This is a genomic window from Longimicrobium sp. (assembly GCF_035474595.1).
In the GTDB taxonomy this organism is placed as follows: domain Bacteria; phylum Gemmatimonadota; class Gemmatimonadetes; order Longimicrobiales; family Longimicrobiaceae; genus Longimicrobium.
On record NZ_DATIND010000155.1, the window covers coordinates 152,227 to 177,420 of the forward strand.

General features: G+C 71.4%; 20 protein-coding genes and 1 pseudogene. 17 read left to right on the plus strand and 4 right to left on the minus strand.

Features of this window, described 5'->3' with window-relative positions:
• The first annotated feature begins 572 nt into the window (after positions 1 to 572).
• The 10 genes from VLK66_RS27020 (at position 573) to VLK66_RS27065 (ending at position 13,046) form a co-directional block, all read left to right on the plus strand.
• Complete coding sequence (locus VLK66_RS27020) at positions 573 to 3,584, plus strand: SusC/RagA family TonB-linked outer membrane protein (protein WP_325312628.1); 3,012 nt, start codon at positions 573 to 575, stop codon at positions 3,582 to 3,584.
• A 3-nt stretch (positions 3,585 to 3,587) separates the two neighbouring features.
• Positions 3,588 to 4,967: a RagB/SusD family nutrient uptake outer membrane protein gene (locus tag VLK66_RS27025; protein WP_325312629.1), complete on the plus strand. Its 1,380-nt coding sequence runs from the start codon at positions 3,588 to 3,590 to the stop codon at positions 4,965 to 4,967.
• Positions 4,968 to 5,252: 285 nt separating this feature from the next.
• On the plus strand, positions 5,253 to 6,611 hold the full coding sequence (locus tag VLK66_RS27030; RefSeq protein ID WP_325312630.1) for an amidohydrolase family protein: 1,359 nt from the start codon (positions 5,253 to 5,255) through the stop codon (positions 6,609 to 6,611).
• Positions 6,608 to 7,318 carry a methyltransferase domain-containing protein gene (locus VLK66_RS27035; protein WP_325312631.1) on the plus strand — a complete coding sequence of 237 codons (711 nt, stop codon included), beginning with the start codon at positions 6,608 to 6,610 and terminating at the stop codon, positions 7,316 to 7,318. The genes VLK66_RS27030 and VLK66_RS27035 overlap by 4 nt, the downstream gene beginning before the upstream one ends.
• 93 nt (positions 7,319 to 7,411) lie before the next feature.
• Positions 7,412 to 8,605, plus strand: a complete 1,194-nt coding sequence (locus VLK66_RS27040) for an NAD(P)/FAD-dependent oxidoreductase (protein WP_325312632.1) — start codon at positions 7,412 to 7,414, stop codon at positions 8,603 to 8,605.
• A 208-nt stretch (positions 8,606 to 8,813) separates the two neighbouring features.
• On the plus strand, positions 8,814 to 9,431 hold the full coding sequence (locus VLK66_RS27045; RefSeq protein ID WP_325312633.1) for a cyclase family protein: 618 nt from the start codon (positions 8,814 to 8,816) through the stop codon (positions 9,429 to 9,431).
• Positions 9,428 to 10,234: an MBL fold metallo-hydrolase gene (locus tag VLK66_RS27050; RefSeq protein WP_325312634.1), complete on the plus strand. Its 807-nt coding sequence runs from the start codon at positions 9,428 to 9,430 to the stop codon at positions 10,232 to 10,234. The genes VLK66_RS27045 and VLK66_RS27050 overlap by 4 nt, the downstream gene beginning before the upstream one ends.
• 6 nt (positions 10,235 to 10,240) lie before the next feature.
• Positions 10,241 to 11,809, plus strand: coding sequence for a M20/M25/M40 family metallo-hydrolase (locus VLK66_RS27055; RefSeq protein WP_325312635.1), 1,569 nt, complete (start codon positions 10,241 to 10,243; stop codon positions 11,807 to 11,809).
• 137 nt (positions 11,810 to 11,946) lie between these two features.
• The gene (locus VLK66_RS27060) at positions 11,947 to 12,654 is read left to right on the plus strand and encodes a hypothetical protein (RefSeq protein WP_325312636.1); all 708 of its coding nucleotides are present in this window, start codon (positions 11,947 to 11,949) and stop codon (positions 12,652 to 12,654) included.
• Positions 12,636 to 13,046, plus strand: a complete 411-nt coding sequence (locus tag VLK66_RS27065; RefSeq protein WP_325312637.1) for a DUF5615 family PIN-like protein — start codon at positions 12,636 to 12,638, stop codon at positions 13,044 to 13,046. The genes VLK66_RS27060 and VLK66_RS27065 overlap by 19 nt, the downstream gene beginning before the upstream one ends.
• 43 nt (positions 13,047 to 13,089) lie before the next feature.
• Here the strand turns inward: VLK66_RS27065 and VLK66_RS27070 are convergent, their stop codons facing one another.
• Together VLK66_RS27070 and VLK66_RS27075 are read right to left on the minus strand one after the other, a co-directional pair.
• Positions 13,090 to 15,150: a DUF3488 and transglutaminase-like domain-containing protein gene (locus tag VLK66_RS27070; RefSeq protein WP_325312638.1), complete on the minus strand. Its 2,061-nt coding sequence runs from the start codon at positions 15,148 to 15,150 to the stop codon at positions 13,090 to 13,092.
• Positions 15,147 to 16,235, minus strand: a complete 1,089-nt coding sequence (locus VLK66_RS27075; RefSeq protein WP_325312639.1) for a DUF58 domain-containing protein — start codon at positions 16,233 to 16,235, stop codon at positions 15,147 to 15,149. Before VLK66_RS27075 ends, VLK66_RS27070 begins: the two co-directional genes overlap by 4 nt.
• Before the next feature lie 120 nt (positions 16,236 to 16,355).
• On the opposite strand from VLK66_RS27075, the gene VLK66_RS27080 reads away from it, so the two are divergent.
• Positions 16,356 to 16,967 (plus strand): hypothetical protein, encoded by a 612-nt coding sequence (locus tag VLK66_RS27080; protein WP_325312640.1) that lies wholly within the window; start codon positions 16,356 to 16,358, stop codon positions 16,965 to 16,967.
• Here the strand turns inward: VLK66_RS27080 and VLK66_RS27085 are convergent.
• Positions 16,939 to 17,913 carry a MoxR family ATPase gene (locus VLK66_RS27085; protein ID WP_325312641.1) on the minus strand — a complete coding sequence of 325 codons (975 nt, stop codon included), beginning with the start codon at positions 17,911 to 17,913 and terminating at the stop codon, positions 16,939 to 16,941. The two genes, VLK66_RS27080 and VLK66_RS27085, sit on opposite strands and share 29 nt — an antisense overlap.
• A gap of 172 nt (positions 17,914 to 18,085) precedes the next feature.
• Positions 18,086 to 19,140, minus strand: a pseudogene (locus tag VLK66_RS27090) (virulence RhuM family protein).
• Between the two features lie 130 nt (positions 19,141 to 19,270).
• Between VLK66_RS27090 and VLK66_RS27100 the strand changes: the two are divergent.
• The 6 genes from VLK66_RS27100 to VLK66_RS27125 all read left to right on the plus strand — a co-directional run bounded on the left by VLK66_RS27100 (position 19,271) and on the right by VLK66_RS27125 (position 25,124).
• Positions 19,271 to 21,199 (plus strand): ABC transporter ATP-binding protein, encoded by a 1,929-nt coding sequence (locus VLK66_RS27100; protein ID WP_325312643.1) that lies wholly within the window; start codon positions 19,271 to 19,273, stop codon positions 21,197 to 21,199.
• A 129-nt stretch (positions 21,200 to 21,328) separates the two neighbouring features.
• Positions 21,329 to 21,592 carry a DUF4160 domain-containing protein gene (locus tag VLK66_RS27105; protein ID WP_325312644.1) on the plus strand — a complete coding sequence of 88 codons (264 nt, stop codon included), beginning with the start codon at positions 21,329 to 21,331 and terminating at the stop codon, positions 21,590 to 21,592.
• On the plus strand, positions 21,573 to 22,037 hold the full coding sequence (locus tag VLK66_RS27110; RefSeq protein ID WP_325312645.1) for a DUF2442 domain-containing protein: 465 nt from the start codon (positions 21,573 to 21,575) through the stop codon (positions 22,035 to 22,037). Before VLK66_RS27105 ends, VLK66_RS27110 begins: the two co-directional genes overlap by 20 nt.
• A gap of 10 nt (positions 22,038 to 22,047) precedes the next feature.
• The gene (locus tag VLK66_RS27115; protein WP_325312646.1) at positions 22,048 to 22,455 is read left to right on the plus strand and encodes a sulfite exporter TauE/SafE family protein; all 408 of its coding nucleotides are present in this window, start codon (positions 22,048 to 22,050) and stop codon (positions 22,453 to 22,455) included.
• A gap of 164 nt (positions 22,456 to 22,619) precedes the next feature.
• Positions 22,620 to 23,429 (plus strand): lipoate--protein ligase family protein, encoded by an 810-nt coding sequence (locus VLK66_RS27120; protein WP_325312647.1) that lies wholly within the window; start codon positions 22,620 to 22,622, stop codon positions 23,427 to 23,429.
• A 63-nt stretch (positions 23,430 to 23,492) separates the two neighbouring features.
• Entirely contained in the window at positions 23,493 to 25,124 is a 1,632-nt protein-coding gene (locus tag VLK66_RS27125) for an ABC transporter substrate-binding protein (RefSeq protein ID WP_325312648.1), read from the plus strand.
• The last annotated feature ends 70 nt before the right edge of the window (positions 25,125 to 25,194 follow it).

Consider the following 25,194-nt stretch of genomic DNA (forward strand, 5'->3'; position numbering starts at 1 on the left):
CCCGGAGGGAGATGGGAAGCCGCCGCGTGGAGGAGCCGAAGGGCGCGGCGGTGCGATCGGGATCGCGGTGCAACGATGCCGCGCCGCATCCGCCGGGGCAAGGGGAGCGGTCGTCGCGGGCGGGCGATTTGCCGTCGTACTCACGCATTCCGTGGCGCCATACGGACGGCTGGAGACACGCGGTGTCAGTGCGCCTCGCCCCGGGGCGTTCTCGGGAAGGGGTGGAAACACGCACACGCGCCGGCGTTTCCTCCGCCTGAAAAGCGGCGCTGCTACGGCTCGCGTAGCACCGGGAAACATGCGTTCATTGCGGCGGGAAGCGGGGGCCGGCAGGCTTGCGCCCTCAACGGGACCGTAACAACTTACGAATCCCAGACCAGCACAGATCCGGCGACCCGCACCCCGCTTCACCCCGCCGGCCCCACGCTCCGCGATCCGCGGCCGCCCACCGGCGGCTCCGTCCGAACGAACGTCCACCAGATCGAAGCTCCCGATCACGCCCGGCAAGGAGGGCACCCACCGGCACTCTGTCCGTCCGCAACTCCGAACCCCATTCCAACCGGAGCAGGAGCATGAGGAAGCGAACGTGGTTGCTCGTTCTCGCCACCGCGCTGGCGCTGCGGGAGAACCCCGCGGCGGCCCAGCAGCAGCGCGAGATCAGCGGTACCGTGGTGGCCGCGGCCACCGGCACCGGCCTGCAGGGCGCGCGCGTGAACATCGCCGGCACCACGCAGGGGGTGAACACCGGCCCCGGCGGCGCCTTTCGCCTGAGCGTGCCTGCCGGCGAGGTGCGGCTGCGCGCCTCGCTGATCGGCTACGGCACGCAGGACCTGGTGGTTCCCGCGGCGCAGGCGACCGCCACCTTCCGCCTGGCCACCGACGTGCTGCGCCTGGACCAGGTGGTGGTCACCGGCCAGGCCACCAGCGTGGCACGGCGCAACCTGGCCAACGCCGTGGCCACCGTGTCGGGGCAGGACCTGGTGGAGCGCACCCCCGCGCAGACGGTGGACAAGGCGCTGCAGGGAAAGGTGCCCGGCGCGCAGATCGCCACCAACTCCGGCGCCCCCGGCGGCGGCGTGCAGATCAACATGCGCGGCGTGAACACCATCAACGGCGGATCGACCCCGCTGTGGGTGATCGACGGCGTGGTAGTGAGCGACGTTTCCATCCCCTCGGGGCAGAACGCCGTCACGCAGGCGCTGCCGGGTGACAGCGCCAGCGTCCAGGACGCGCCCACCAACCGCATCTCGGACCTGAACCCCGAGGACATCGCCAGCATCGAGATCCTGAAGGGCGCCTCGGCGGCGGCCATCTACGGCTCCAAGGCCAGCAACGGCGTGATCATCGTGACCACGCGCCGCGGCCGCGACGGGCGCACCTCGGTGTCGTTCTCGCAGCGCTTCGGCGTCAGCACGGTCTCCAACACGCTGGGCTCGCGCTCGTTCACCCGCGACGAGGCGGTGGCGGCCTTCGGCAACAACGCGGCGGCGTTCTTCAACGCCGACGGCACCCCCATCGCCACCTTCGACCAGGAGCGCCTGCTGGCCGGCCACAAGCCGCTGGGAACCGAGACCTCGGCCAGCGTGAGCGGCGGCAACGTGAACACGCGCTACTACCTGTCGGGGCTGCTGCAGAACAACCCGGGGATCATCGACAACACCGGGTTCCAGAAGCAGTCGGTGCGCCTGAACCTGGACCAGGCGCTGGGGCAGCGGCTGCAGGTGTCGCTGAACACCAACCTGCTGCACACCAGCGCCGACCGCGGGCTCACCAACAACGACAACGCCGGCGTGAGCTACTACGTGGCGCTCACCGGCACGCCCAACTTCGTGGACCTGCGCCAGGCGGGCGCCACCTTCCCCAACAACCCGTTCGGCACCAGCAACCCGCTGCAGACGGCGGCGCTGGCGTCGAACGACGAGTCGGTGTGGCGCATGATCACCTCGGGCACGCTGCGCGCCGACCTCACGCGCGGCGAGCACTCGTCGCTGAAGCTGCTGGGCACCGGCGGGGTGGACTACTTCAACCAGGACAACGGGCTGCTCTTTCCGGTGTCGCTGCAGTTCGAGGCGCGCGACGCCCAGCCCGGCGCGTCGATCCTGGCCAACAGCCACAACCTGAACCTGAACGGCAACGCCAACCTGGTGCACACCTGGACCCCGCACGCGGGATTCCAGGTCACCAGCTCGGCCGGCTTCCAGTACGAGGACCGCGACCTGAACACGCACCGCGTGGTCACGCGCGACCTGGTGGCCGGGCAGGGGAACATCAACTCCGGCCCCAGCTCCAGCATCTTCCAGACGCGCGAGCGGGTGCGCGACTTCGGCGTGTACCTGCAGGAAGAGATGCTGGCGCTGGACAACCGCCTGCTGCTGACCGGCAGCCTGCGCGCCGACCGCAGCAGCGCCAACGGCGACCCCGGCCACTACTTCACCTACCCCAAGGCCAGCGCCAGCTACCGGTTCCCCAACCTCACCGGGTGGATGGACGACCTGAAGCTGCGCGTGGCCTTCGGCGAGAGCGGGAACCAGCCGCTGTACGGCAACAAGTTCACGGTGCTCGACGCCACCACCAGCATCGGCGGCGCGAACAACAAGGAGATCGGCGGGATCGTGCTGGGCACCACGGCGGGCGACCCCGACATCCGTCCCGAGCGCCAGCGCGAGATCGAGGGCGGCGTGGACGTGACGCTGCTGGAGGGGCGCGCGCAGCTCGAGGCCACGGTGTACCAGAAGCGCATCACCGACATGCTGCTGCGCCGCACGCTGGCCCCGTCCACCGGCTTCACCACGCAGATCTTCAACGGCGGCGAGCTGAGCAACCGCGGCCTGGAGCTGGCGCTGAACGCCACGCCCATCGACCGCGGCGGCTTCAGCTGGAACTCGCGCACCACCTTCTACACCAACAAGAGCACCATCGAGAGCCTGCCGGTGCCGGCCTTCACCACCGGGGCCTTCGGGTCCACCGCGCTGGGCGTGTTCCGCATCGAGGAGGGGCACTCGGCCACCCAGATCGTGGGGCGCAACGGGCTGGACGAGGACGGCGTGCCCATCGAGGAGCAGCTGGGCGACGCCACGCCCAAGTGGCGGATGGGCTTCAGCAACGAGCTGCGCGCCGGCGCCTTCAGCCTGTACGGGCTGCTGGACTGGCAGCACGGGGGGAACGTGATCAACCTCACCCGCCTGCTGTACGACGCGGTCAGCAACTCGCCGGACTTCGCGCTTCCCGCGGGGGTGTCCACGCCGCGCGCGGTGCCCGACTGCAACCCGCACTGCTCGGGGCTGGAGCGCATCAGCGGCTTCGGCGTGTACACGCAGCAGTACATCGAGGACGCCAGCTACGTGAAGCTGCGCGAGGTGTCGCTGTCGTGGGAGCTGCCGGCGTCGGTGCTGGGCCGGATGCCGGGTACCGTGCACAACGCCAGGCTCACGCTCTCGGGCCGCAACCTGGTCACCTGGACCGGCTACTCGGGGCTGGACCCCGAGGTCAGCAACTTCGGCAACCAGCAGATCGCGCGCAGCGTGGACGTGGCGCCGTTCCCGCCCAGCCGCAGCTTCTGGCTCACCATCAACCTGGGGCTCTGAGCCATGACCTTCCTGAACTTCCGCGGGCGCGCCGCGGCGGGGGCCGGCCTGCTCGGAGCGGCCCTGGCCCTGGCGGCGTGCAGCGCCAGCGACCTGGACGTTCCCGAGTACAACAACCCCAGCATCGAGCAGCTGGAGACCAACCCCACCCCGGCCGGGATCAAGGCCGCGGCCGTGGGGATGCTGCTGGGCGCCAAGTCCGACATGACCGGGCGCACCGGCTACATCTCCATGCTGGGGATCGTGGGGCGCGAGTCGTACACGCTGGACGTGTCGGACCCGCGCTACGTTTCCGAGCTGCTGGTGGGGCCGGTGACCAACAGCGGCGCGTTCGGCGCCGGGCTGTGGACCGCGCGCTACGCCGACATCCGCCTGGGCAACATCATCCTGCACGCGCTGGACAAGGTGGAGGGGATGAGCGACGCCGAGAAGGCGGCCGTGCGCGGGTTCGTGAAGACCATGCAGGCGTACGACTTCCTGCTGGTCATCAACACCCGTGACGTGAACGGCGCGCCGATCGAGGTGGACCAGCCGCTGGGGAGCGACCTGGCACCCATCGCCAGCAAGAGCGCGGTGTTCGCGCACATCGTGTCGCTGCTCGACGCGGGGCGCACCGACCTGCAGGCGGGCGGCGCGTCGTTCCCGTTCATCATGAGCTCGGGGTTCGCGCGCTTCTCCACGCCCGCGTCGTTCATCACCTTCAACCGCGCGCTGAAGGCCCGGGTCGACGTGTACACGCAGCAGTACGCCACCGCGCTCACCGACCTGAACGCGTCGTTCCTGAACACCGCCGACTCGCTCAGCGTGGGCGCGTACAACACCTACGGGAGCGGCTCCGACGCGCCCAACGACCTGGCGGGGAGCGACGTGATCTTCGCCCATCCGTCGGTGGTGGCCGACGCCGAGCACAAGCCCGACGCCACGCTCGACAACCGGGTGCTGGCCAAGGTCACCACGGTGGACGAGCGCTCGCTCTCGGGGGTGAAGAGCGACAAGGCGTTCACCATCTACGCCAGCAACGCCTCGCCGGTGCCCATCATCCGCAACGAGGAGCTGATCCTGCTGCGGGCCGAGGCGCGCTGGTTCACCAACGACAAGCCGGGGGCGATGGCGGACCTGAACTTCATCCGCACCACCTCGGGCGGGCTGGCGCCCATCGCCCAGCCGGCGACCGACGCGGCGTTCATCACCGAGCTGCTGAAGCAGCGCCGGTACTCGCTGCTGTTCGAGGGCGGGCACCGGTGGATCGACGCGCGGCGCTTCGGGCGTCTGGCGGACCTGCCGCTGGACCTGCCCAGCCACATCCGCATCGCGGCCTTCCAGGTGCCGCTGTCGGAGTGCCAGTCGCGGAACCTGCCCTCGCCGTGCGCCGCCACGCCGTGAGGCATTTCGGCTGACGGGTGATGGCGAACGCGGCCGCCGCTCCGGGATCCTCCGGGGCGGCGGCTTCGTTTCTCCGCGTCCCCGGCATCGCTGGATCTCACGCGGAGACGCGGAGACGCGGAGGTCCATGGCCCACATCTCCGCGCCTCCGCGGCTCCGCGTGAGCCCGTCTTTCTCCTTTCACTCTCGCACCTTCGCACTCTCGCACTTTCGCACCTTCCATCCTCGCGCCTTAGAATTGCAGACGCCGGAGCGCACAGGACGACACGAAAACGGGACGGGTGGATGCCGGAGCGAGTGACGATCTACCGGGCGGCGTGGGTGCTTCCCGTGGCCACGGAGCCGGTGCGCGACGGGGCGGTGATGGTGGGGACGGACGGCCGCATCGCCGCCGTGGGCCCGCGCGCGGCCATCGAGCCGCCCGACGGCGCGGAGATCGTGGAGCTGGGGGATGCGGCGCTCCTCCCCGGGCTGGTGAACGTGCACGCCCACCCCGAGCTCGCCCTCTTCCGCGGCGCGCTGGAGGACCTGCGCTTCCGCGACTGGATCCTGCGGCTGGTGGGGACCAAGCGCGCGGCGCTGGAGGATGGGGATTACGACGTAGCCGCGCGGTGGACGATGGTGGAGTGCCTGCGCGCGGGGATGACCACGCTGGCGGCGACGGAATCGTCCGCCGCGTCGGTGGGCGCGCTGAAGGAGGCGGGGATGCGCGGCGTCGTCTACCGCGAGGTCTTCGGCCCCGATCCGCGGGTCTGCGACGAGTCGATGGCCGATCTCCGCATGGCCGTCGATCGCCTGCGCGGAGAGGAGACGGAGCTGGTGCGGATCGGCATCTCCCCGCACGCGCCCTACACCGTCTCCGACGCGCTCTTCGCCGCCGCGGGGAGATACGCGCTCGACGAACGTCTCCCCATCGCCATCCACGCCGGCGAGTCCATCCCCGAGCGCGAGCTGGTGACGCGCGGCGAGGGCGACTTCGCGCCGGGGCTGCGCGCGCGGGAGATCGCCACGCCCCCGCGCGGGCGGACCACGGTGGAGATGCTGGACCGGCTGGGCGTCCTGGCCGCGCGCCCGCTCCTCATCCACTGCGTGCTGCTGGAGTTCGACGACGTGGTGCGGCTGGTGGACAACGACTGCGCCGTCGCGCACTGCCCGGTGGCGAACGCGAAGCTGGGCCACGGCATCGCCCCCTATCCCGAGCTGCGCGAGGCCGGCGTACGCGTGGGGCTGGGGACGGATTCCGTCGGCAGCAACAACCGGCTGGACCTGCTGGAGGAGGCCCGCATCGCCTCGCTCCTGCACCGCGGACGGCTGGCTTCGTACGACTTCCTCTCCCCCGCGGACCTGCTGCGGCTGGTGACGATCGACGGCGCGCGGGCGCTGGGGATGGAGGAGCGGATCGGCACGCTGGAGCCGGGGAAGGACGCCGACCTCTGCGCCGTCTCGCTCGCGGCGCCGCACGTGCGGCCGGTGCACGACCCCGTGGCGGCGCTTTTCCACGCCGCGCGGGGTACGGACGTGGTGATGACGGCGGTGCGCGGCCGCGTGCTCTACCGCGACGGCCGCGTGCTGACGCTGGACGAGGCGGCGCTGGGCGAGGCGATGGAGGAGCCCGCGCGGCGCGTGCGCGAGGCGCTGGCGTGAGCGCGCTGCCGCGGATGGCGGGCGCGGAGCTGATGGACGAGCCCGCGCAGGACCACACCGAGCTGTCGAAGTCCTTGGAGGACCTGCGGCGGGTGAACCGCTGGCTCGGCGGCACGCGCGTCGTTCTCCATCACCTCGGCGATCTCGTCCGCCGCCACCCGCGCGCCGGGTACCGCATCCTCGACGTGGCCACCGGCTCCGGCGACATCCCGCTGGAGATCGCGAAGTGGGCACGCGCGGAGGATGTCGCGGTGCGCATCGTGGCCACGGACAACCACGCGACCACGCTGGAGATGGCGCGCGCGCACACCGCCGCCGAGCCCGCCGTCACGGTGGAGACGGCGGACGCGCTGAAGCTGCCGTACGCGGACGACTCGTTCGACGTCGCGCTGATCTCCACCGCGCTGCACCACTTCGACGACGAGCGCGACTGCGTGCGCGTGCTGCGGGAGATGCATCGCGTGTCGCGCATCGGCCTGGTGGTGAACGACCTGGCCCGCTCGCGGACGGCATTGCTTGGGGCGAGACTGCTGGCGGCCACGGTCTGGCGCACGCACCCGGTCACGCGCCACGACGGCCCGCTCTCCGTCCGCCGCTCCTTCACCCCGGACGAGCTGCGCGCGCTGGCGGCCCGCGCGGGTTTCGCGAAGGCGATGGTCCACGCGCACTTCCCGTTTCGTGTCGCGCTGGTGGTGGAGAAGGAGTAGGGGGCGGATAGTCGAGAATGGCGCGAGGCCGCGGCTTAGCCGCCCTTGGATTTGCGGCGGAGCGATCCAGCCGATGGACGAACGAAGGGGGAGATGAGCATTCCGCGCGAAGCACGCGAGGTCGTGGTGGTGGGCGGCGGGCCGGCGGGATCGGCGACGGCCGCGTGGCTGGCGAGTGCCGGCCACGACGTGCTGGTGCTGGACCGCGCCCGCTTCCCGCGCCGCAAGCCGTGCGCGGAGTGCGTGAACCCCGCCGGCGTCGCCGCGCTCCGCCGCCTGGGCGCCTGGGACGCGGTACGGGCCGCCGGCCCCGCGCGGCTGGACGGCTGGCGCATCGGAGCGCTCGGCGGCCGCTCGTTCGACGGGTGCTTCCCCGGCGCGGTGCACGGCGTCGGCATCCCGCGCGAGGTGCTGGACGACATCCTCCTGCGCCACGCCGAATCGCGCGGCGCCGAGGCGCGCACCGGCCTGCGCGTCACCGGCCTCCTGCGCGACGCGCACGGCCGCGTCACCGGCGTCCGCGCGCACGGAGACGGTGGCGAGTGGGAGATCGCCGCGCGCCTCGTCGTCGGCGCGGACGGGCTGCGCTCCGTCGTCCTCCGCCGCCTGGGTCTGCTCGCCCGCCGCCCGAAGCTGCGCAAGCTGGCGCTCACCGCGCACGTGGCGGGCTTCGACGGCGCCCCCGCGCGCGGTGAGGTGCACGTGAGCGGTCGCGGCGCCTGCCTCGGCATCGCCCCCGTCGGTGGCGGCTTGGCGAACGTGACGGTCGTGGTCCCGGAGGAGCGGTCGAAAGAGGTCGCCGGCGATCCGGGCGGCTACTTCGACGCGGCGCTCGTTCGATACGGCTTTCCGCAGCTGCGCAGGGTCGACGAGGTGATCGCCACGGGCCCGTTCGACTGCCCCATCCGCAGCGCCGTGGCGGATGGCGCGCTGCTGGTGGGCGACGCGGCCGGATACTACGATCCGTTCACCGGCCAGGGCATCTACCGCGCCCTCCGCGGCGGAGAGCTGGCCGCCGACGCCGCGCACGCCGCCCTCCGCGCGGGCGACACTTCGGCGTCCGCGCTGGCGCCGTACGAGCGCGCCCGCCGCGCCGCGTTCGGCCCCGGCGAGCGGATGCAGCGCATCGTCGAGGCGTTCGTCTCGCGCCCGCGGCTGCTGGGCGCCGTGGCCCGCCGCTTCACCGCCCGCCCCGCCCTCGCCGACGCCGTCATCCGCGTCACCGGCGACGTGAGCCCCGTCGGCTCGCTGTTCACCCCGCGCGTGCTGGCCGGGCTGGTGTGGTGATGGCCGGAGGCACCGGGAATGGAATTCCCGGGCAACAAAAGCACGAAGTCCCTCCGGGACTGCCACCTCGCTTCCCGGCGCGCCGAAGGCATCTCTCCGCAATGAGTTCTCCCCTCCCCGCGGAGCGGGCGGAGGGGCCGGGGAGGGGGCCCAGCCAGGCGGGCAGAGCGCTTCTTTTGTGCTACGATCCAGCCTCACGATTCGGTAGATGCAGATCCACGACGTGACCCGCCCGGTGCGCGCGGGGATGCCGGTGTGGCCGGGCGATCCGCCGTGCCGCGTGGAATGGGCGGCGCGGGTGGCGGACGATGGCGCCAACGTCGCCGAGCTGTGCCTGAGCGCGCACACCGGCACCCACGCCGACGGCCCGTACCACGTGCTCGAGGACGGCGCGCGCATCGGCGAGGTGCCGCTGGACGCGTTCATCGGCCCCGCGCACGTGCTCGACGCGTCCGCCGCCGGCGCGATCGGAGCGGAGTGGATCGAGGCGCAGCTCCCCAGCGACTGCGAGCGGTTGCTGCTGCGGACGGGCGCGTGGGGCGATCCGGACGCGTTCCCGTCGTCGTGGCCCGCGCTGACGGAGGATGCGGCGCGGCTCCTCGTCGATCGCGGCGTGCGGCTGGTGGGGACGGACGCACCCTCACCCGATCTGGTGAACGCGCACGACCTGCCGGTGCATCGCGTCCTCCTCGGCGCGGGCGTCGCCATCATCGAAAACCTGCTGCTGGACGATGTAGATCCGGGGGAGTACGAACTCGTCGCGCTGCCGCTGCGCTTCATGGAGGCGGACGCATCCCCCGTCCGCGCGATCCTGGTGCGGCGATGACGGCGGCGATCCGCAGCCTGCTCGCTCCCAATCCCGGCGCGATGACGCTGGATGGGACGCGCACCTACATCGTCGGCCGCGATCGCCCCGCGGTGATCGACCCCGGCCCGGACGATCCCGCCCATCTCCGCGCCATCCTGGACGCGCTGGGCGGCGCATCTCCCACCGCCATCCTCCTCACCCACTCGCATTCCGACCACACCGCGGCGGCCCCCGCGCTGGCCGCGGCAACGGGCGCGCCGGTGATGATCGCGCGCGGGTCGCATCTCAACCCGGAGGGCGATCTCATCTCCCGCTGGCTGGAAGAGGGCGATGAGATCGAGACGGACGCGGGCGCGCTCCACGTCGTCCCCACGCCGGGGCACGCGCCGGAGCACGTCGCTTTCCATCACTCCGGATCGGGCGCGCTCTTCGTCGGCGACACCTTCATGGGCGGGCTGGACACCACGCTCGTCTCGCCACCGGAGGGCGATCTGGCCGCGTACCTCCGCTCGCTGGAGCGCATCGCCTCCCTTGCTCCCTCCATCCTCCATCCCGCCCACGGGCCGGACATCGCCGACCCGGCGGAGGCGGTCGCGCGCTACCGGCGCCACCGCGAGGAGCGGATCGCGCAGGTGGTCCGCGCATTGCGGGCCGCGGGCCCGTCGCGCACCGGTGACCTGATCGACGCGGTGTACGGCGCGGAACTGGACCCGCGGCTGCGGCTGGCGGCGGAGGGGTCGCTCACCGCGATCCTCGGCTACCTGGCGGCGGAGGGCCGCGCCCGCGCGCTCCCCGGCGGCCTCTTTCATCTATTGGACTGACGACCGATGACCGATCCCAACGACGCCGCGCTCCGGGCCGCCCTCGGCGCGCTCCGCGAGAAGGCGGTGGACGCGCACCTCCGCTTCCTCTCGCACCCGCTGCTCGAGGGGCGCGCCCCCGGCACGCGCGGCGGCACGCTGGCCATGGAGTACATCGCGGCGCAGCTGGAGCGGATGGGGTGCGAGCCCGTCAATCACTCGTGGCTGCAGCCCGTGCCGATGGTGGGGATGGACCCGCATCCCCATCTCACCCTCGATACCCCCGCTGGCCCCATCGACCCGGCGTACAGGGACGATTACGTGCTGGAGGCGGGCATCCCCCAGCCCGAAGTCGGCGTCGACGCGGAGCTGGTGTGGGTGGGATACGGGATCACCGCGCCGGAGTACGGGTGGGACGACTTCAAGGACGTGGACGTGCGCGGCAAGGTGCTGCTGGTGCGCGTGAACGATCCGGGTACCGAGGCCACGCCCGGTTTCTTCGGCGGGAAGGCGCTGACGTATTACGGGCGGTGGACGTACAAGTACGAGGAGGCGTCGCGGCGCGGGGCGGCCGGGGTGCTGCTGGTGCACACCGACGAGTCCGCCGGCTACGGCTGGAACGTGGTGCGCACCTCCAACACCGGCGAGCAGTTCGACCTGGCCGGCGACCCCGAGTTCCCGCTGGGCGTGCGCGGATGGATCTCGCAGCCGGCCATCCGCCGCGCGCTGCAGGCGGCCGATAAGGATCTGGACGCGCTCGTCGCCGCGTCCGAGCGAAAGGACTTCCGCCCGGTGCCGACGGGGATCCGCGTCCGCGCCCGCGTCGCCAGCGACCTGCGCGAGGTGGCGACGGCGAACGTGGTCGGCTTCATCCCCGGAAGCGACGCGGCGCGGCTGAACGAGGTGGTGATCCTCTCCGCGCACTACGACCACCTGGGCGTCCGCACCGGCGATGGTGGCGAGCGGCTGGTGTACCACGGCGCCTACGACAACGCGAGCGGCGTGGCGCTCCTGCTGGCCGTGGCCGAGGCGCTGGCGTCCGCGCCGGAGCGGCCGCCGCGCCCGTTCCTGGTCGTGAGCACCACCGCCGAGGAGAGCGGGCTGCTGGGGGCCGAATGGTACGTGCGGCATCCGCTCTATCCGCTGGGCACCACCGCGGCCGTGCTGAACGTGGACGGCGCCAACCTGTGGGGGCCGACGGAGGACATCGCGCCGCTCGGCACCGACCGCAGCGACCTGGGCGCCCTGGTGCGCGCCGCCGCCGCGGCGGAGGGGATGGAGGTGGCGCCCGAGCAGCACCCCGAGCAGGGGATGTTCTTCCGGCAGGACCACTTCCCGTTCGCCCGCTCCGGCGTTCCCGCGCTGGCGATGGACCACGGGCTGCGCTACGTCGGCCGCCCGGAGGGGTGGGGGATGGAGCGCTACGACGAGTTCAACACGCAGCACTACCACCAGCCCAGCGACGCCTACCGTCCGGACTTCGACTATGCCGGCGCGGTGCAGCAGGGGCGGGTGATGTTGCGCACCGCGTGGGCCGCCGCCTCGGCGCCCGGCCTGCCGCAGTGGGCGCCCGGAAGCGAGTTCAAGCGAGTGTGATCTCCGTCCGATGTGTTCCGCCGCTGGCGGCGTAGTCGCGCGTGAAAGCGGCCACTGGTGGACATTGTGCACGGACGCGGATCCGTTTACCTTTCCCGCATCGAAATCGCAGCGGCGGACAGGATGCGGGGAGGTGGATGATGCGGTTCAACACGGGGATCTACACGCCGCCCGAAGCCGCGGCGCTCCTGCACGAGAAGCCGGAGACGGTGCGCCGCTGGGCCTTCGGGTACACGCGGCAGCGCACGGGCGGAAAGACCGGCCATCCTCCGCTCATCCGCACCGAGCTGCCGGTGGTCGAGGGCGAGCGGACGCTCACCTTCGTGGAACTGGTCGAGCTGCTGTACGTCCGCGCGTTCCATGACGCGCGGGTGGGCTGGAGCACGATCAGGGAGGCGGCGAGTGTCGCCGCGCGGCTGTTCGCGACCGACCATCCGTTCGCGCTGCGGCAGGTGTACCTCGACCCTGGCAGCTTCCTGTACGCCGCCGTCGAGGAGGCGGACGGGACGGAGGCGCTGATCGAGCTGCGCGGGCATGGGCAGCACGCCATCCCGCAGCTCGTGAAGCCGTACCTGGACCAGCTCGAGTTCGGCACCGACGACGTGGCGTCGCGCTGGTGGCCGATGGGACGCCGCGGCGGCGTCGTGGTCGACCCGCGCATCGGCTTCGGCGCGCCGGTGATCGAGGACACGGGCATCCGCACGGGGACGCTCTGCGACGCTTTCACCGCGGAGCGGGCCACGCACGGCAAGATGGCGCTGGAACGCGTGGCGTGGCTCTACGAGCTGAAGCCCGCGCAGGTCGAAGACGCGCTCCGGTTCCACCGGTGGCTGAAGGCGGCGTAGTCCTGCTCTTCGACGAGAACATGCCCCAGCGCCTGGCGCGCGCACTGCGCCAGGAGTTGGGGGAGAACGCGTTCCACGTCTGCGATGTGCTGGACCGCGGAACGCCGGACGAGGCCGTGCTCAGGCACGCGGGCGAGCGCGGCTGGTGCTATCTGGGGTCCGACCGTAAGATCCTGAAGCGGCCGCACGAGCGCGCGGTGATCGCCCAGCTGGGGATGGGCACGTTCTTTCTGAACGACACCATCCAGGGCTCCTGCAAGATCATCTCGACGGTGGTGCGGCACTGGCCCGCGCTGAAGCGTCTCGCGCAGACGCAGCCCAGGCCCTTCCTCTACCTCGTACGCGAAACCCGGGTGCTCCCGCTCCGGCGGAGGCACCTGGGTTCTTCGTGATGGACGACGTTCCATCATGAAACCGGCCGATCGAGCGTAATTCTCACACTCCCGCCGGCTTGCGGCGCTTGCCGGCGCGGCGGACGGCGGATTTCGCGCGGGCGGCGGAGGCGGCGAGCTCGGCGCGCGCGGTGTCGTCCGCCTGCTCGCCGAAGCGGGCGCGGAGATACAGGTCCACCGCGCGGGCGGCATCGTCCGCGCCCGGCGCCTCCTCGCGCGCCAGCGTCCGGGCGAAGGCGAGCGGCCCATCTCCCGTCTCCCCGATCCACCCCGCCCGCGCGTACGCCCGGCGCAGGGCCAGATAGGTGCGCGACTCGGGCGCGAGGCGGCGGCGGCGCCGGCCCCGGGCGCGCAGCAGGAGGACGAGCACGCCCGCGCCCGCGATCACCAGCACCCACCGTCCGGAGATCCGGATCGGCGCACGGCGCCCGGGGGCGGTGGCCGGGCGGTCGTCGCGCGAGAACATGGACCCGATGCCGCGGAAGACGGAAATCTGGCGCTCCATGTTGTAGTCGATCACCCACTTGTACCAGCGGTACTCCATCCCGTCCATCCACAGCCGCGCGGGCCACAGCCACGACCCCTCCGTTCCCCGCGCCACCAGCTCGCCGCGGTCCGGCGGGGTGGCGTCGAACGGCACCCATCCCCACTCCGGGAACCAGACCTCCACCCACGAGTGCGCGTGGTTTCCGGTGACCGCAAGGTAGCGCCCGTTCTGGTTCCACTCGCCGCCCAGGAAGCCGTTCACGTTGCGCGCGGGGATCCCGCGCGTCCGCAGCAGCACCGCCAGCGCGGTGGAGAAGTACTCGCAGTGCCCGGCCCGCCGCCGGAAGAGGAAGCCCTCGATCGACGCGTCCGACGCGGACGAGGGCAGGTCGAGCGTGTAGCGGAAGGTGTCGTGCAGCCACGCTTCGATCGCGCGCACCTGGTCGATGCGCGCCGTCCGCCCCGCCGCCAGCGAGTCCGCCAGCCGCCGGACGCGCGGATCGAGCGCGGGAAGCTGGAGATACGGGCGCAGCATCGGCCCGTCGGGCTCCGTCGCCATCCGCAGCTCCTCGTCCGTGGGCCGCGCGGCGGTGGTGGTGACGGTGTAGACGGGGTTGTCGGAGCCGGAGAAGAAGACGTCGTTCGCCCCGCCGCGGTAGACGTGGATGGCCGAGCGCGGGGCGACGCCCAGGACCGGCTGGGGCCCGAAAAGGACGTCGGCGCCCGGCGGCCCGCCGAAGATGCGCATCCGCCGGAACGGCCCGCCCCAGCGCCGCGCGTACTCCATCGGCGGCATGTCCGACGCGAAGAAGCCGGCGGAGCGCGACCAGGTGTTCCCGTCGAAGGCGTTGAAGGAGCGGCCGCGCCAGTGGATCCCTCCGGCGTCGGCCGGCGGTCGGTCGGGGAACTCCACGCGGAACATCACCTCGGGGTTGCTGGCGATGCGGCCGCCGAACTCGCCGATGGAGACGCGGTCGCTGAAGCCCGCCATCTCCCCCGCGCCCGCGCCGCGCCGCCCCTGCACGTTCCAGGTGCGCGGCAGGCGGGGGAAGAGGACGAACACCGAGGCGCTCATCGCCAGCGTAACCCCCGAGAGCGCCGCGGTGGTCCACAGGAAGCCGCGTCCCACCCGCACCGGCGCGCCGCCGCGGAAGCGCTCGGACTCGCGGCGGAGGTGGCCCACCATCATCGCCAGCACCGAAAGCGCCACGTAGGCCACGAACCCCGCGCCGAAACCCAGCCCCGGGTAGTACGCGGTCGCGGCGATCAGCAGGGCGAAGGTGAGCGAGTACAGGCGCATGTCGTTGTGCGCCTCCAGCGGCCGCAGCGCCTCGCCGCCGATCAGGAACAGCAGCATGGCGATGACGCCCGGCATGAAGTCCAGCCGCAGCACGAAGGCGCCGTAGACGAGCCAAGCGAAGAGGAGCAGGATGCCAGCGCGCGTGGCCCGCTCGATCCACGCGCCGGCGCGCGGTCCCGGCAGCCACGCGAACGAGATGGCCAGCGCCGCGGCCGCCGCCGCGACGGAAAGGGTGACGCTGCCGCCCGCCGCGTACGCCGCGAGCGAGGCCAGCGCCATGGCGCTCACCAGCCGCCGGTGCAGCCGCGCCAGCTTCACCGCCCCTCCCGCTCGGCCGCGTACACGTCGCCCCAGCGCCCGCGGCCGCCCGCCCGCGCGGTCACCAGCACGCATTCGCCCGCGGGGACGGGCGGGTTCGGCGCGGGCGCGTCCGCGCGGATGCGGGCGCGGGCCAGCGCGTCCAGCACGCGCTCCAGCTGCGCCGCGCCGGTCCCCGGGCTCACGCGCGCATCCGCCGTCGCCAGCGCGAACGGCTCGCCACGGCGCGACGCCGCGCCCGCCAGCGAGGCGGCGATCTCCACCGCGCTTTCGGCCAGCCCGCCCGGCTCGGCGCGCAGGTCCAGGCAGATCCAGAGCGCGCGCGAGCGGTCGCGCTCGTACTCGCGGATCACCGGCTCGCCACGCCGCGCCGTCGTCCGCCAGTGCACGTCGCGCGGGTCGTCGCCGGCGCGATAGGGGCGCAGCCCGCGGTACTCGCCGCGCGCCCCCGCCGCCCCGGCGAAGCTCTCGCCCGCGCGGCGCACCCGCTCGCCCGCGGGGCGCGGCTCGCGCACGGGCAGGTCGTGGCGCGGCCAGACCACGGCCTCGCCGGGGATCTCCACGTCGCGCTCCTTGCGGAACAGCCCGAAGGGGAACGACGTCGCCAGCGTCACCGTCTCCAGCGGGAACACGCCGCGCGTGGTGAAGACGACTTCCGCGCGCGCGACCGCCGTGGCCCCCGGCTCCACCGACGGCACCCAAGCGCGCCCGGGGAGCGCGGCTTCCCCGACTTCGACCGCGAGCGAGGGGAGGCGCCGCTTGTCGTTGCGCACCTCGTAGGCGATGCGCGCGGGGTGCCCGGCGGTGAGCCCGCGCGGCGGCCGGCGGCGCACCTCCACGCGGCGGATCATCTGCTCGCTCAGCCACCCGCTCAGGGTGATGAAGCCGAGCATCGCCCCGAGGACGAGGTAGAGCAGGTTGTTGCCGGTGCCGACGGCCGCGAAGCCCAGCAGCAGCGTGCCGCAGGTGAACACCCCGCCCGCGCGCGAAAAGCGCAGCCGCCGCGGCGGCCGGAACCACCGGCGGATGCTCTCCGCCTGGCGCGAGAAGCGCTGTCGCGACGAGGCACTGGTGAGAGACTCCATCAGATCTCTACTATGCGGTCGCCGGGTGCACCGTTCGGCCGCTCGCGTCGTCGGTCGGCGCCCGCGCTGGAATCCATCCGTTCGGCATCTCCATCCCCATTCTTCATTCCTGGAGCCATGATGCGACCCGTCCCCCTGATCGCCTTCGCGGTGCTCGCCGCCTGCGCACGCGTTCCCGAAGTCGGCGGCGCGCCGGACCGCGCACCGTCTCCCCCCGCCGCTGCGTCTCCTCTCGCCGACTCCGTCGTCCGCGCGACCCGGCTCCCCGACGGCTATTTCACCGTGTTCGACAGCATCACCGTGGACGTGGACGGCGACGGTGTGGCCGAGCGGGTGGAGTTGAGCGCCGACGTGGGGCTGGACGAACACGGCCACGTGGACTGGGACATCGATCCACCCGAGTGGCGGGTGGTGGTACGCGACGGCGCCGAGAGCTATGCGCTCTTTCGGAGCAACCAGCCGGCAGCAGCCGCGTTCTGGATCGTGCGCGAGGATTCCACTCGCCCGCCCGCCATCCTGGTGCAGGCCAGCACGCTGTACGTCGGCGGCGGCGGAACGCAGCTGTCGCGCTTCGTGTTCGACCGGTCGCGCGGCGGCTACGTGCTGGAAGGAAAGGTCGGCGCGCGCGGCCCTCGCGCCTGGTACCGCGGCCCGCGGGAAATGGAGGACCTGCTGCCGCCCACCTCCTGGCGCGGCGAGCCCGCTACAGCGGAACCGGCAGCGCGTCCATGATCGCCTCCAGCACCGCCACCGCCTCGTCGTACGCCTCGCCCGTGGGGCTCGACGCGCCGACGGGAAGGAGGCGGTGCGCCAGGCAGGGCACCACCAGCCGCCGCACGTCGTCGGGCGCCAGGAAGTCGCGTCCGTCCACCAGCGCGTAGCCGCGCGCCGCGCGGAACAGGCCGATGGCCGCGCGGGTGCTGGCGCCCGCGCGCAGCCGCGGCTCGGCGCGGGTGGCGTGCACGATGGCCATCAGGTCGTCCACGATGCTGGCGTCGGCGTGCACCCGCTCCACCCGCGCCTGCAGCGCCAGCACCATCCCCGCGTCCAGAACGGGCCGCACCCGCTCCACGGGATCATCGATGCCCACCGACTGCAGCAGCACGCTCCGCTCCTCGTCCGCATCCGGATAGCCGATGGAGATCCGCATCAGGAAGCGGTCGAGCTGGCTCTCGGGAAGGGGATAGGTGCCGTGCTGCTCCAGCGGGTTCTGCGTGGCCATCACCAGGAACGGGCGGGGAAGGTCGTAGCTCCGCTCGTCGATGGTCACGCGCCCCTCCTGCATGGCCTCGAGCAGTCCGCTCTGCGTGCGCGGCGGCGCGCGGTTGATCTCGTCCGCCAGCACCACGTGGGTGAAGATGGGCCCGGGGCGCGTCTCGAACTCGTGCGTGCGCGGGTTGTAGATCGACACGCCCAGCACGTCCGACGGCAGCAGGTCGCTGGTGAACTGCACGCGGCGGAACTCCAGCCCCAGCGCGGCGGTCAGCGCGCGTGCCAGCGTCGTCTTCCCCACGCCGGGGATGTCCTCGAACAGGAGGTGCCCGCGCGCCAGCAGCGCCGCCAGCGACAGGCGCACCGTCTCGCGCTTGCCGCGGAACACGGTCTCGACCTCGTGGATCAGCGCGTCCAGCAGGCGAAGGTCGACCGCCTCCGCCTCCTTCGGAAGAGCGTTCAGCATCGGGACCGGAGATGGGGTCTGTAGATGGAGATCCCGCAATACTACCGCGCGCCGCCGGTTTGTTCCAGTGCGGGGATGCCCTGCCACATCCCCGTTTCTCTCCCGGGGCCGCCCATCCCGCGACCAGGCTCGCGCCATCCCGTGCCTGCTTGCCCCCTCTGCTCCTGTGACCCTACACGTCCGGTCGCCGTCGCCTTGCACGCTTCGAAACGCCTTCGAGCGCGGCGATATTCGCGCGCGCACCCTCGTCCTCCAGCAGCAAACGCCGTTTTGCGGCGGATTCTTCGTATTCCCTCGCCGCACGCTCGTCCGCTTCGGCTTTGCTCACTGCTCCTGCGTTCTCAAGCACGTCACGGTCGTTGAACCGGAGAAAATCGTCCAGCCGCGTTTCCCAGTCGCGCAGGAAAACCTGGCGCCGCCGCCGTGCCTGGTCCTCGGCAAAGTCGAGCCACATCACCACGATGCGGTTCAACTCGCCGATCTCATCTTCGTCCAGATAGTTCTTGGCGACCGTTACGTCAGCCTTGCGTAAGACGTCGCCCTTCCATGTCGTGAGCCCCATGTTGGGCTGCGTGTGGTCGGCTCGTTCCGCGATCAGCTCCGCCGCCGTCTTGCCCGTTGCCGCCTAGTGGAGCTTGTTCTGGATCACCTGAAAGAACTGCGTGGTTTCGGGTCGTGAGGGTTCGTAGTCGGCAGCCAGCGCGAAGATGTCTCGGACCCGCAGGTACAGCCTGCGCTCGCTCGCGCGTATGTCGCGAATGCGATCGAGTAGCTCGTCGAAGTAGTCGAGTGTCGCAAATCCTTCAACGGGCGGATTCTTCAACCGCTCGTCGTCCATGGTGAAGCCCTTCACCAGATATTCGCGCAGTCGTTCCGTGGCCCACCGGCGGAACTGGACATCCCGCGACGAGCGTACGCGGATCCCACCGCCAGGATAGCATCCAGGTTGTAGTGCTTGATGGTCCGGGTAACCTGCCGGGTCCCCTCGAATTGAACTTGTAAGTATTCCTTACGAGTTGCCGATTCGACGATTTCACCGGCGGCATACAGGCTTCTCAAGTGGATGTTTATGTTTTGTGGCGAGGTCTGGTGCAACTCGGCCATGGCGGCCTGGCTCAGCCACAATGACTCGCCATCCAGGTGACACTCGACGCGACTCCTGCCGTCCTCGGTCTGGTAGAGGATCAATTCGCCGCGAGAGGGCCCGTCATCTTTCGGAAACGTCATACCGCCAGACTCCTCTTAAGCCGGGATTGAAGAAGAAAGGTATACAGAGGTACGAACTTCGAGCCAGAGTTGATGGCCGACCTCGCTCCGCCGATGTGCGCGGCGCCGGGCGCAGGGTTACTCTCATGCCATGGCAGAGAGAATGATGCGCGGCCGGCGCCCCCGCTCGCCGATGGAGAAGGGGCCCACCTGGCGCGAGCGCCTGCGGGTCACCCGCAACCTTCCGCCGTTCCTGCGGATGGTGTGGCGCACGCACCGGGGGATGGTGGTGGGGATCTGCGCGCTGCGGCTGCTGCGCGCCTTCGTTCCCATCGCCACGCTCTGGGTGGGCAAGCTGATCGTCGACACCGTGGTGGCCGCGACGCGCATCGGACAGCCGCAGTGGGGGCACGTGGCCACGCTGCTGGGGCTGGAGTTCGGCATCGTCGCGCTGGGCGAGGTCGCCGCGCGCACCGGCACGCTGCTGGAGTCGCTGCTCGGCGACCTGTTCAGCAACCGCCTGAGCGTGCGGCTGATGGAGCACGCCGCCGAGCTGGACCTGCAGCACTTCGAGGATCCCGACTTCTACGACCGGCTGGAGCGCGCGCGCCGGCAGACAGTGGGCCGCATCGCCCTGCTGAACCAGCTCCTGAGCCTGGCGCAGGACGCGGTAACGCTGCTCACGCTCACCGGCACGCTGCTGGCCTTCTCCCCCCTCCTGTTCGGGCTGCTCATCATCGCCGTGCTCCCGTCGTTCCTGGGCGAGACGCACTTCGCCGCGCTGGGCTACTCGCTGCTGTACCAGTGGACGCCCGAGCGCCGCAAGCTGGACTACTACCGCTTCGTGGCGGCCACCGACAGCACCGCCAAGGAGGTGAAGCTCTTCGGCCTCAGCGGCTGGCTGATCGAGCAGTACCGCGACCTTTCCGACCGCTTCTACGAGGCCAACCGCAGGCTGGCCATCCGCCGCAACTTGGCCAGCACCGGGCTTTCGCTCGTCTCCACGCTGGGCTACTACGCGGCGTACGCGGCCATCGTCGTCCGCACCATCCAGCGCCGCATCACCCTGGGCGAATTGACGCTGCTTTCCGGCTCGTTCTCGCGCTCGCGCGACGTCATCCAGCGCATGCTCCTGTCCTTCAGCGACCTCTACGAGCAGGCGCTGTATCTGGACGACCTGTTCGTCTTCTTCGGGATGCGCCCCACCATCGCCCGCCCGGCCGACGCGCTCCCCTTCCCGCGCCCCATCCGCCAGGGATTCGAGTTCCGCGACGTGTGGTTCCGCTACCCCGCCAGGGCCGCGGAGATGAACGGGAGCGATGGAGATGGCGCCGCTCAGGAGCCGCCGCCGGAGGACGATCCGTCGTGGGTGCTGCGGGGAATCAGCTTCCGCGTGGCGCCAAGGGAGCGGCTGGCGCTCGTCGGGGAGAACGGCGCCGGGAAGACGACGCTCACCAAGCTCCTCACCCGCCTGTACGACCCCACGCGCGGCGAGATCCTGCTCGACGGGCGCCCGCTGGCGGCGTACGACCCCCGCGAGCTGCACGACCAGGTGGGCGTCATCTTCCAGGACTTCGTGCGCTACGACATGGTGGCCGAGGAGAACATTGCCGTGGGCCGCATCGCCGCGCTGGAGCGCGACGGCGGCCGCGTGCGCGAGCGCATCGAGGAGGCGGCGCGGCGCTCGCTGGCGGCCGACGTGATCGAGGACCTGCCGCTGCGCTACCAGACCATGCTGGGCCGCCGCTTCGAGGGCGGCGTGGACCTTTCCGGCGGGCAGTGGCAGAAGGTGGCGCTCGGCCGCGCCTACATGCGCGACGCGCAGCTGCTGATCCTGGACGAGCCCACCGCCGCCCTCGACGCCCGCGCCGAGTTCGAGGTGTTCAACCGCTTCTCCGAGCTGACCGAGGGGAAGATGGCCATCCTCATCTCCCACCGCTTCAGCACGGTGCGCATGGCCGACCGCATCCTGGTGCTGGAGCACGGCCGCGTGGTGGAGCGCGGCACGCACGAGGAGCTGGTGGCGCTGGGCGGCCGCTACGCCGAGCTCTTCGCCCTGCAGGCAGCGGGTTACCGGTGACGTAAAGAACCCGCGTGAAAGCCGCCACCGCTGTCACTTCCGTTCGGATTGCAGCCGACGCAGATTGTTGGGCCTCCGCCACCGCGCCGTCCGCGGTTGACAAACCCAACAGTTCGGTTGCATACTCCCATGCCTGTAATCCTGCGAGTAGACGGCTTTTCGTTTGGATTCTACGCGGCCGAGCATGACCCGCCCCACGTCCACGTGGCGTACTCGGGAGCCTATGTAATCGTGAACATCGGGAGCGGCAACGTGCGAAAAAACTGCGGGATGAAGCGCCCGGACATGCTCCGGGCGGTAAGGCTCGTGCAGACACACCAGGACCAGCTTCTCGCGTCCTGGGTGGCGTTCGACCAGAAGCGGAAGAAGACGAATGGGGTGGCATCTCACTGACGAAGAGATCCTCGCGCAGTACGAGGAGGCAACGGCTCGCGGCGAACACGAGGACCGCGTCGAGCCGCGCGCGGTGAAGGCGTGGTACGATGCCGAGCGCAAGCTGGTGATGTTCGAGTTGAAGAACGGCTGCGTCTTCGGCTTTCCGCAGCACTTCGGGCAGGGCATCGAGGAAGCCAGCCCCGAGCAGCTCGCTGAGGTCGACCCCGCCTTCTGGCATGGTGAAGCTCTCCGTTGGGAAGAGCTCAACGCCGACATCTCCGTTCCCGGGCTGCTGTACTACCTGCTGAACGTAAAGGAGTGGTACGCCAAATGGCTGGGGAGCGCGAAGAGCGAGGCCAAGGCCGCCGCGGCGCGCGAAAACGGGAAAAAGGGCGGGCGCCCGCGGAAGTCCACCGCGGCCGAGCGCCCGGCGCGCCGCAAGACGGCACGATCGGGGGATTGAGATGGGGTGGATGATCTTCCTGGCGATCGGGCTGGGAGCGGGCGTGCTCTCCGGGCTGTTCGGCATCGGGGGCGGGGTGGTGATCGTGCCGGCGCTCATCTTCCTGGCGCGGATGCAGCCGCAGACCGCCACGGGAACGTCGCTCGCCGCGCTGCTCCTGCCGGTCGGCGCGCTGGGCGCGTGGGAGTACTACAAGACGGGGAACCTGAACGTCACCGCCGCGCTGCTGATCTCGCTCGGGCTGTTCGTCGGCGCGGGGTTCGGCGCGCGGCTCTCGCTGACGATGTCGACGATGGCGCTCAGGCGCGCGTTCGCCATCTTTCTCGCGCTGATCGCCGTGCGCATGTGGTTCTCGCAGCCGAAGGTGCGCGGCGCGTCCCACGCGAAGCCCGCCGCGGCCGAGTCCCCCGCGCGCTGAGCCGTCCCGGTCACGAGCGCGACCCATCTGCCGAAAACGCGCCGCCGTCCCCCCGCGGGGATGGCGGCGCGTTTCGCGTTGCCGGCGGGGGGGCGATCCCGATCCGCATGTTTTGCGACGCCGATCCTTGACTCTGCCTCGCACGAGGTCTATCCTCGCACTCCATGCACCCCCATGGAAGCGACGCTCCCGCCGTGCGGTGGCGGCTGCTCGACACCCCGCCTGCGGCCGGCGCGTGGAACATGGCGGTCGACGAGGCGCTGGCGCACTCGGTGGCCGAGGGAGGCGCGCCGGTGCTGCGCTTCTACCGCTGGTCGCCCGCCTGCCTGTCGCTGGGGCGCAACCAGCCGGCGCGCGGCCGCTACGACCTGGACGCGCTCGCCGTACGGGGGATCGACGTGGTGCGGCGGCCCACCGGCGGCCGCGCGGTGCTGCACGACCGCGAGCTGACCTACTCCGTCGCCGCGCCCGAGGCGCTGCTGGGCGGGCCGAAGCGCGCCTACCACGCCATCAACCGCGCGCTGGTCGCCGGGCTGCGCCGCCTGGGAGTGGCCGCCGCGCTACAGCCCGTCACGGCCGAGCGCGCGCCCGCTCCCTCGCTGGCGCCTTGCTTCGACCAGCCGGTGGAGGGCGAGGTGGTGGCCGCCGGGCGGAAGCTGGTCGGCAGCGCGCAGCGGCGGCTGGGAACGGTGATCCTGCAGCACGGCTCGCTTCCCATCGAAGACGACCAGTCCACCGTCGCCACCCTGCTGCTCGACACGGCCGACCGCGACGACGCGGGGCCGCCGGCGACGCTCGCGGAGGTGCTGGGGCGAGTTCCGGACTGGGATGAGCTCACCGCGGCGCTCGCGGCGGGGTGGACGGAGACGTTCGGCGGTGAGCTCGCCGCGAGCGCGCTGACCGGCGGCGAGCGCGTCCGCGCGGAGGACGCCGCCCGGCGGTACGCGGGTGCGGCATGGACTTGGCATCAGTAGGCGCCGCTTGCACGGGCGGCATCGGTGCCGCCGGACGAACGGGAACGGGACGGGGGAGCGGAGATGCCCGCACGGAATGCGTGGAGGTGCGTCGCGGCCGCGCTGCTGCTGGCCGGTTGCGGCGGCGGGGGCGACGCGGGTGGAGGAAAGGCGGGGGAGAACGCCGGCCCGCCGCAGACCGGGGGGATGGCCGTGGTCGCCGTCACCAGCGACTTCCAGGCCTTCAACCCGGTGGTGAACACGCACTCCACCACCGACGACGTGATCCGCTTCATGCTGTTCACGCCGCTCATCCAGTACGACGCGAAGCTGGCCCCGCAGCCCTGGCTGGCGCAGAGCTGGGAGCTCAGCGACACCGCGGTCGTCTTCCACCTCCGCAACGACGTGAAGTGGCACGACGGCCAGCCGGTGACCGCCGAGGACGTGAAGTTCACCTTCGACCTGGCCAAGGACACCACCACCGCCTCGCTCATCGGCTCCGCGTACCTCGGGCTGGTGAAGAGCGCGACCGTGGTCGACCCCTACACCGTCCGCTTCACCTTCACCGCCCCGCACGCCCAGGCGCTGGACGACTTCTGGTGGGCGCCGGTGCCGAAGCATCTGTTGAAGGACATCCCCCCGGCGCAACTGGGTCAGGCTGCCTACAACCGGGCGCCGGTGGGGAGCGGACCCTTCAAGTTCGGCGCGTGGAAGGCCAACGAGACGCTCACGCTCGAGGCCAATCCCGCCTTCCCGGCGGCGCTGGGCGGCAGGCCGAAGCTGGACCGCGTCATCTTCCGCATCATCCCCGAGCCGACCACCATGGTCACCGAGCTGGTGAACGGGAACAGCGACGTCATCGGGTGGACGCTGCAGCCCGACCAGGCGGTGCAGGTGCAGGGGCAGCAGGGGCTCACGCTGAAGCACTTCCCCTCGCGCGAGTTCACCTACGTGGCGTGGAACGGCACCCGCGCGCCCTTCAACGACCCCGCGGTGCGCAGGGCCATGGGGATGGCGATCGACCGCGCCAGCATCATCAAGGGGCTGATGCGCGGCTTCGCGGTCCCCGCGGTGGGGATGGTGCCCTCGTGGAGCCCCATGTACAGCGAGATCCCCGCACTCCCGTTCGACCCCAACCAGGCGAAGGCCGCGCTGGCACAGGCCGGGTGGCACGACACGAACGGCGACGGGATCGTGGAGAAGGACGGGAAGCCGCTGCGCTTCGTGCTGATGGTGAACAGCGCCAACCGGCTGCACCAGGACATGGCGCAGGTGATCCAGCAGGCGATGAAGGCGGTGGGCGCGCAGGTGGAGGTGCGCGCGCAGGAGTTCCAGACCATGCTGCGCCAGTACAAGGCGCGCGACTACGACGCGGTGATCGCCAACTGGTCGCTCGACACCTTCAAGGTGGACCCCACGCCGCTCTTCTCCTGCGCGCAGGCGCGGGTGCCCAACTCCAGCAACCGCACCGGCTACTGCAACCCGCAGGCGGACGCGCTGATGGAGCGGGGGCTGAGGTCGACCGACCCGGCGCAGGCGAAGCAGACCTGGCAGCAGTATTTCCAGCTCATCCAGCAGGACCAGCCGCTGACGTTCCTGTTCTGGAGCGAGGACATGGCCGGAGTGGGGCCGCGGGTGCAGGGGGTGACCATGGACGCGCGCAGCAAGCTGGCCAACGTGAAGGACTGGTGGATCCCCGCCGACCGCCGCCGCTGATGCCCGGAACTCCAAGCAGGAAAGGCAAGTAGCACGTTCGGGCCCCGTGCGGGGCCCGTCCCCCCTCAAG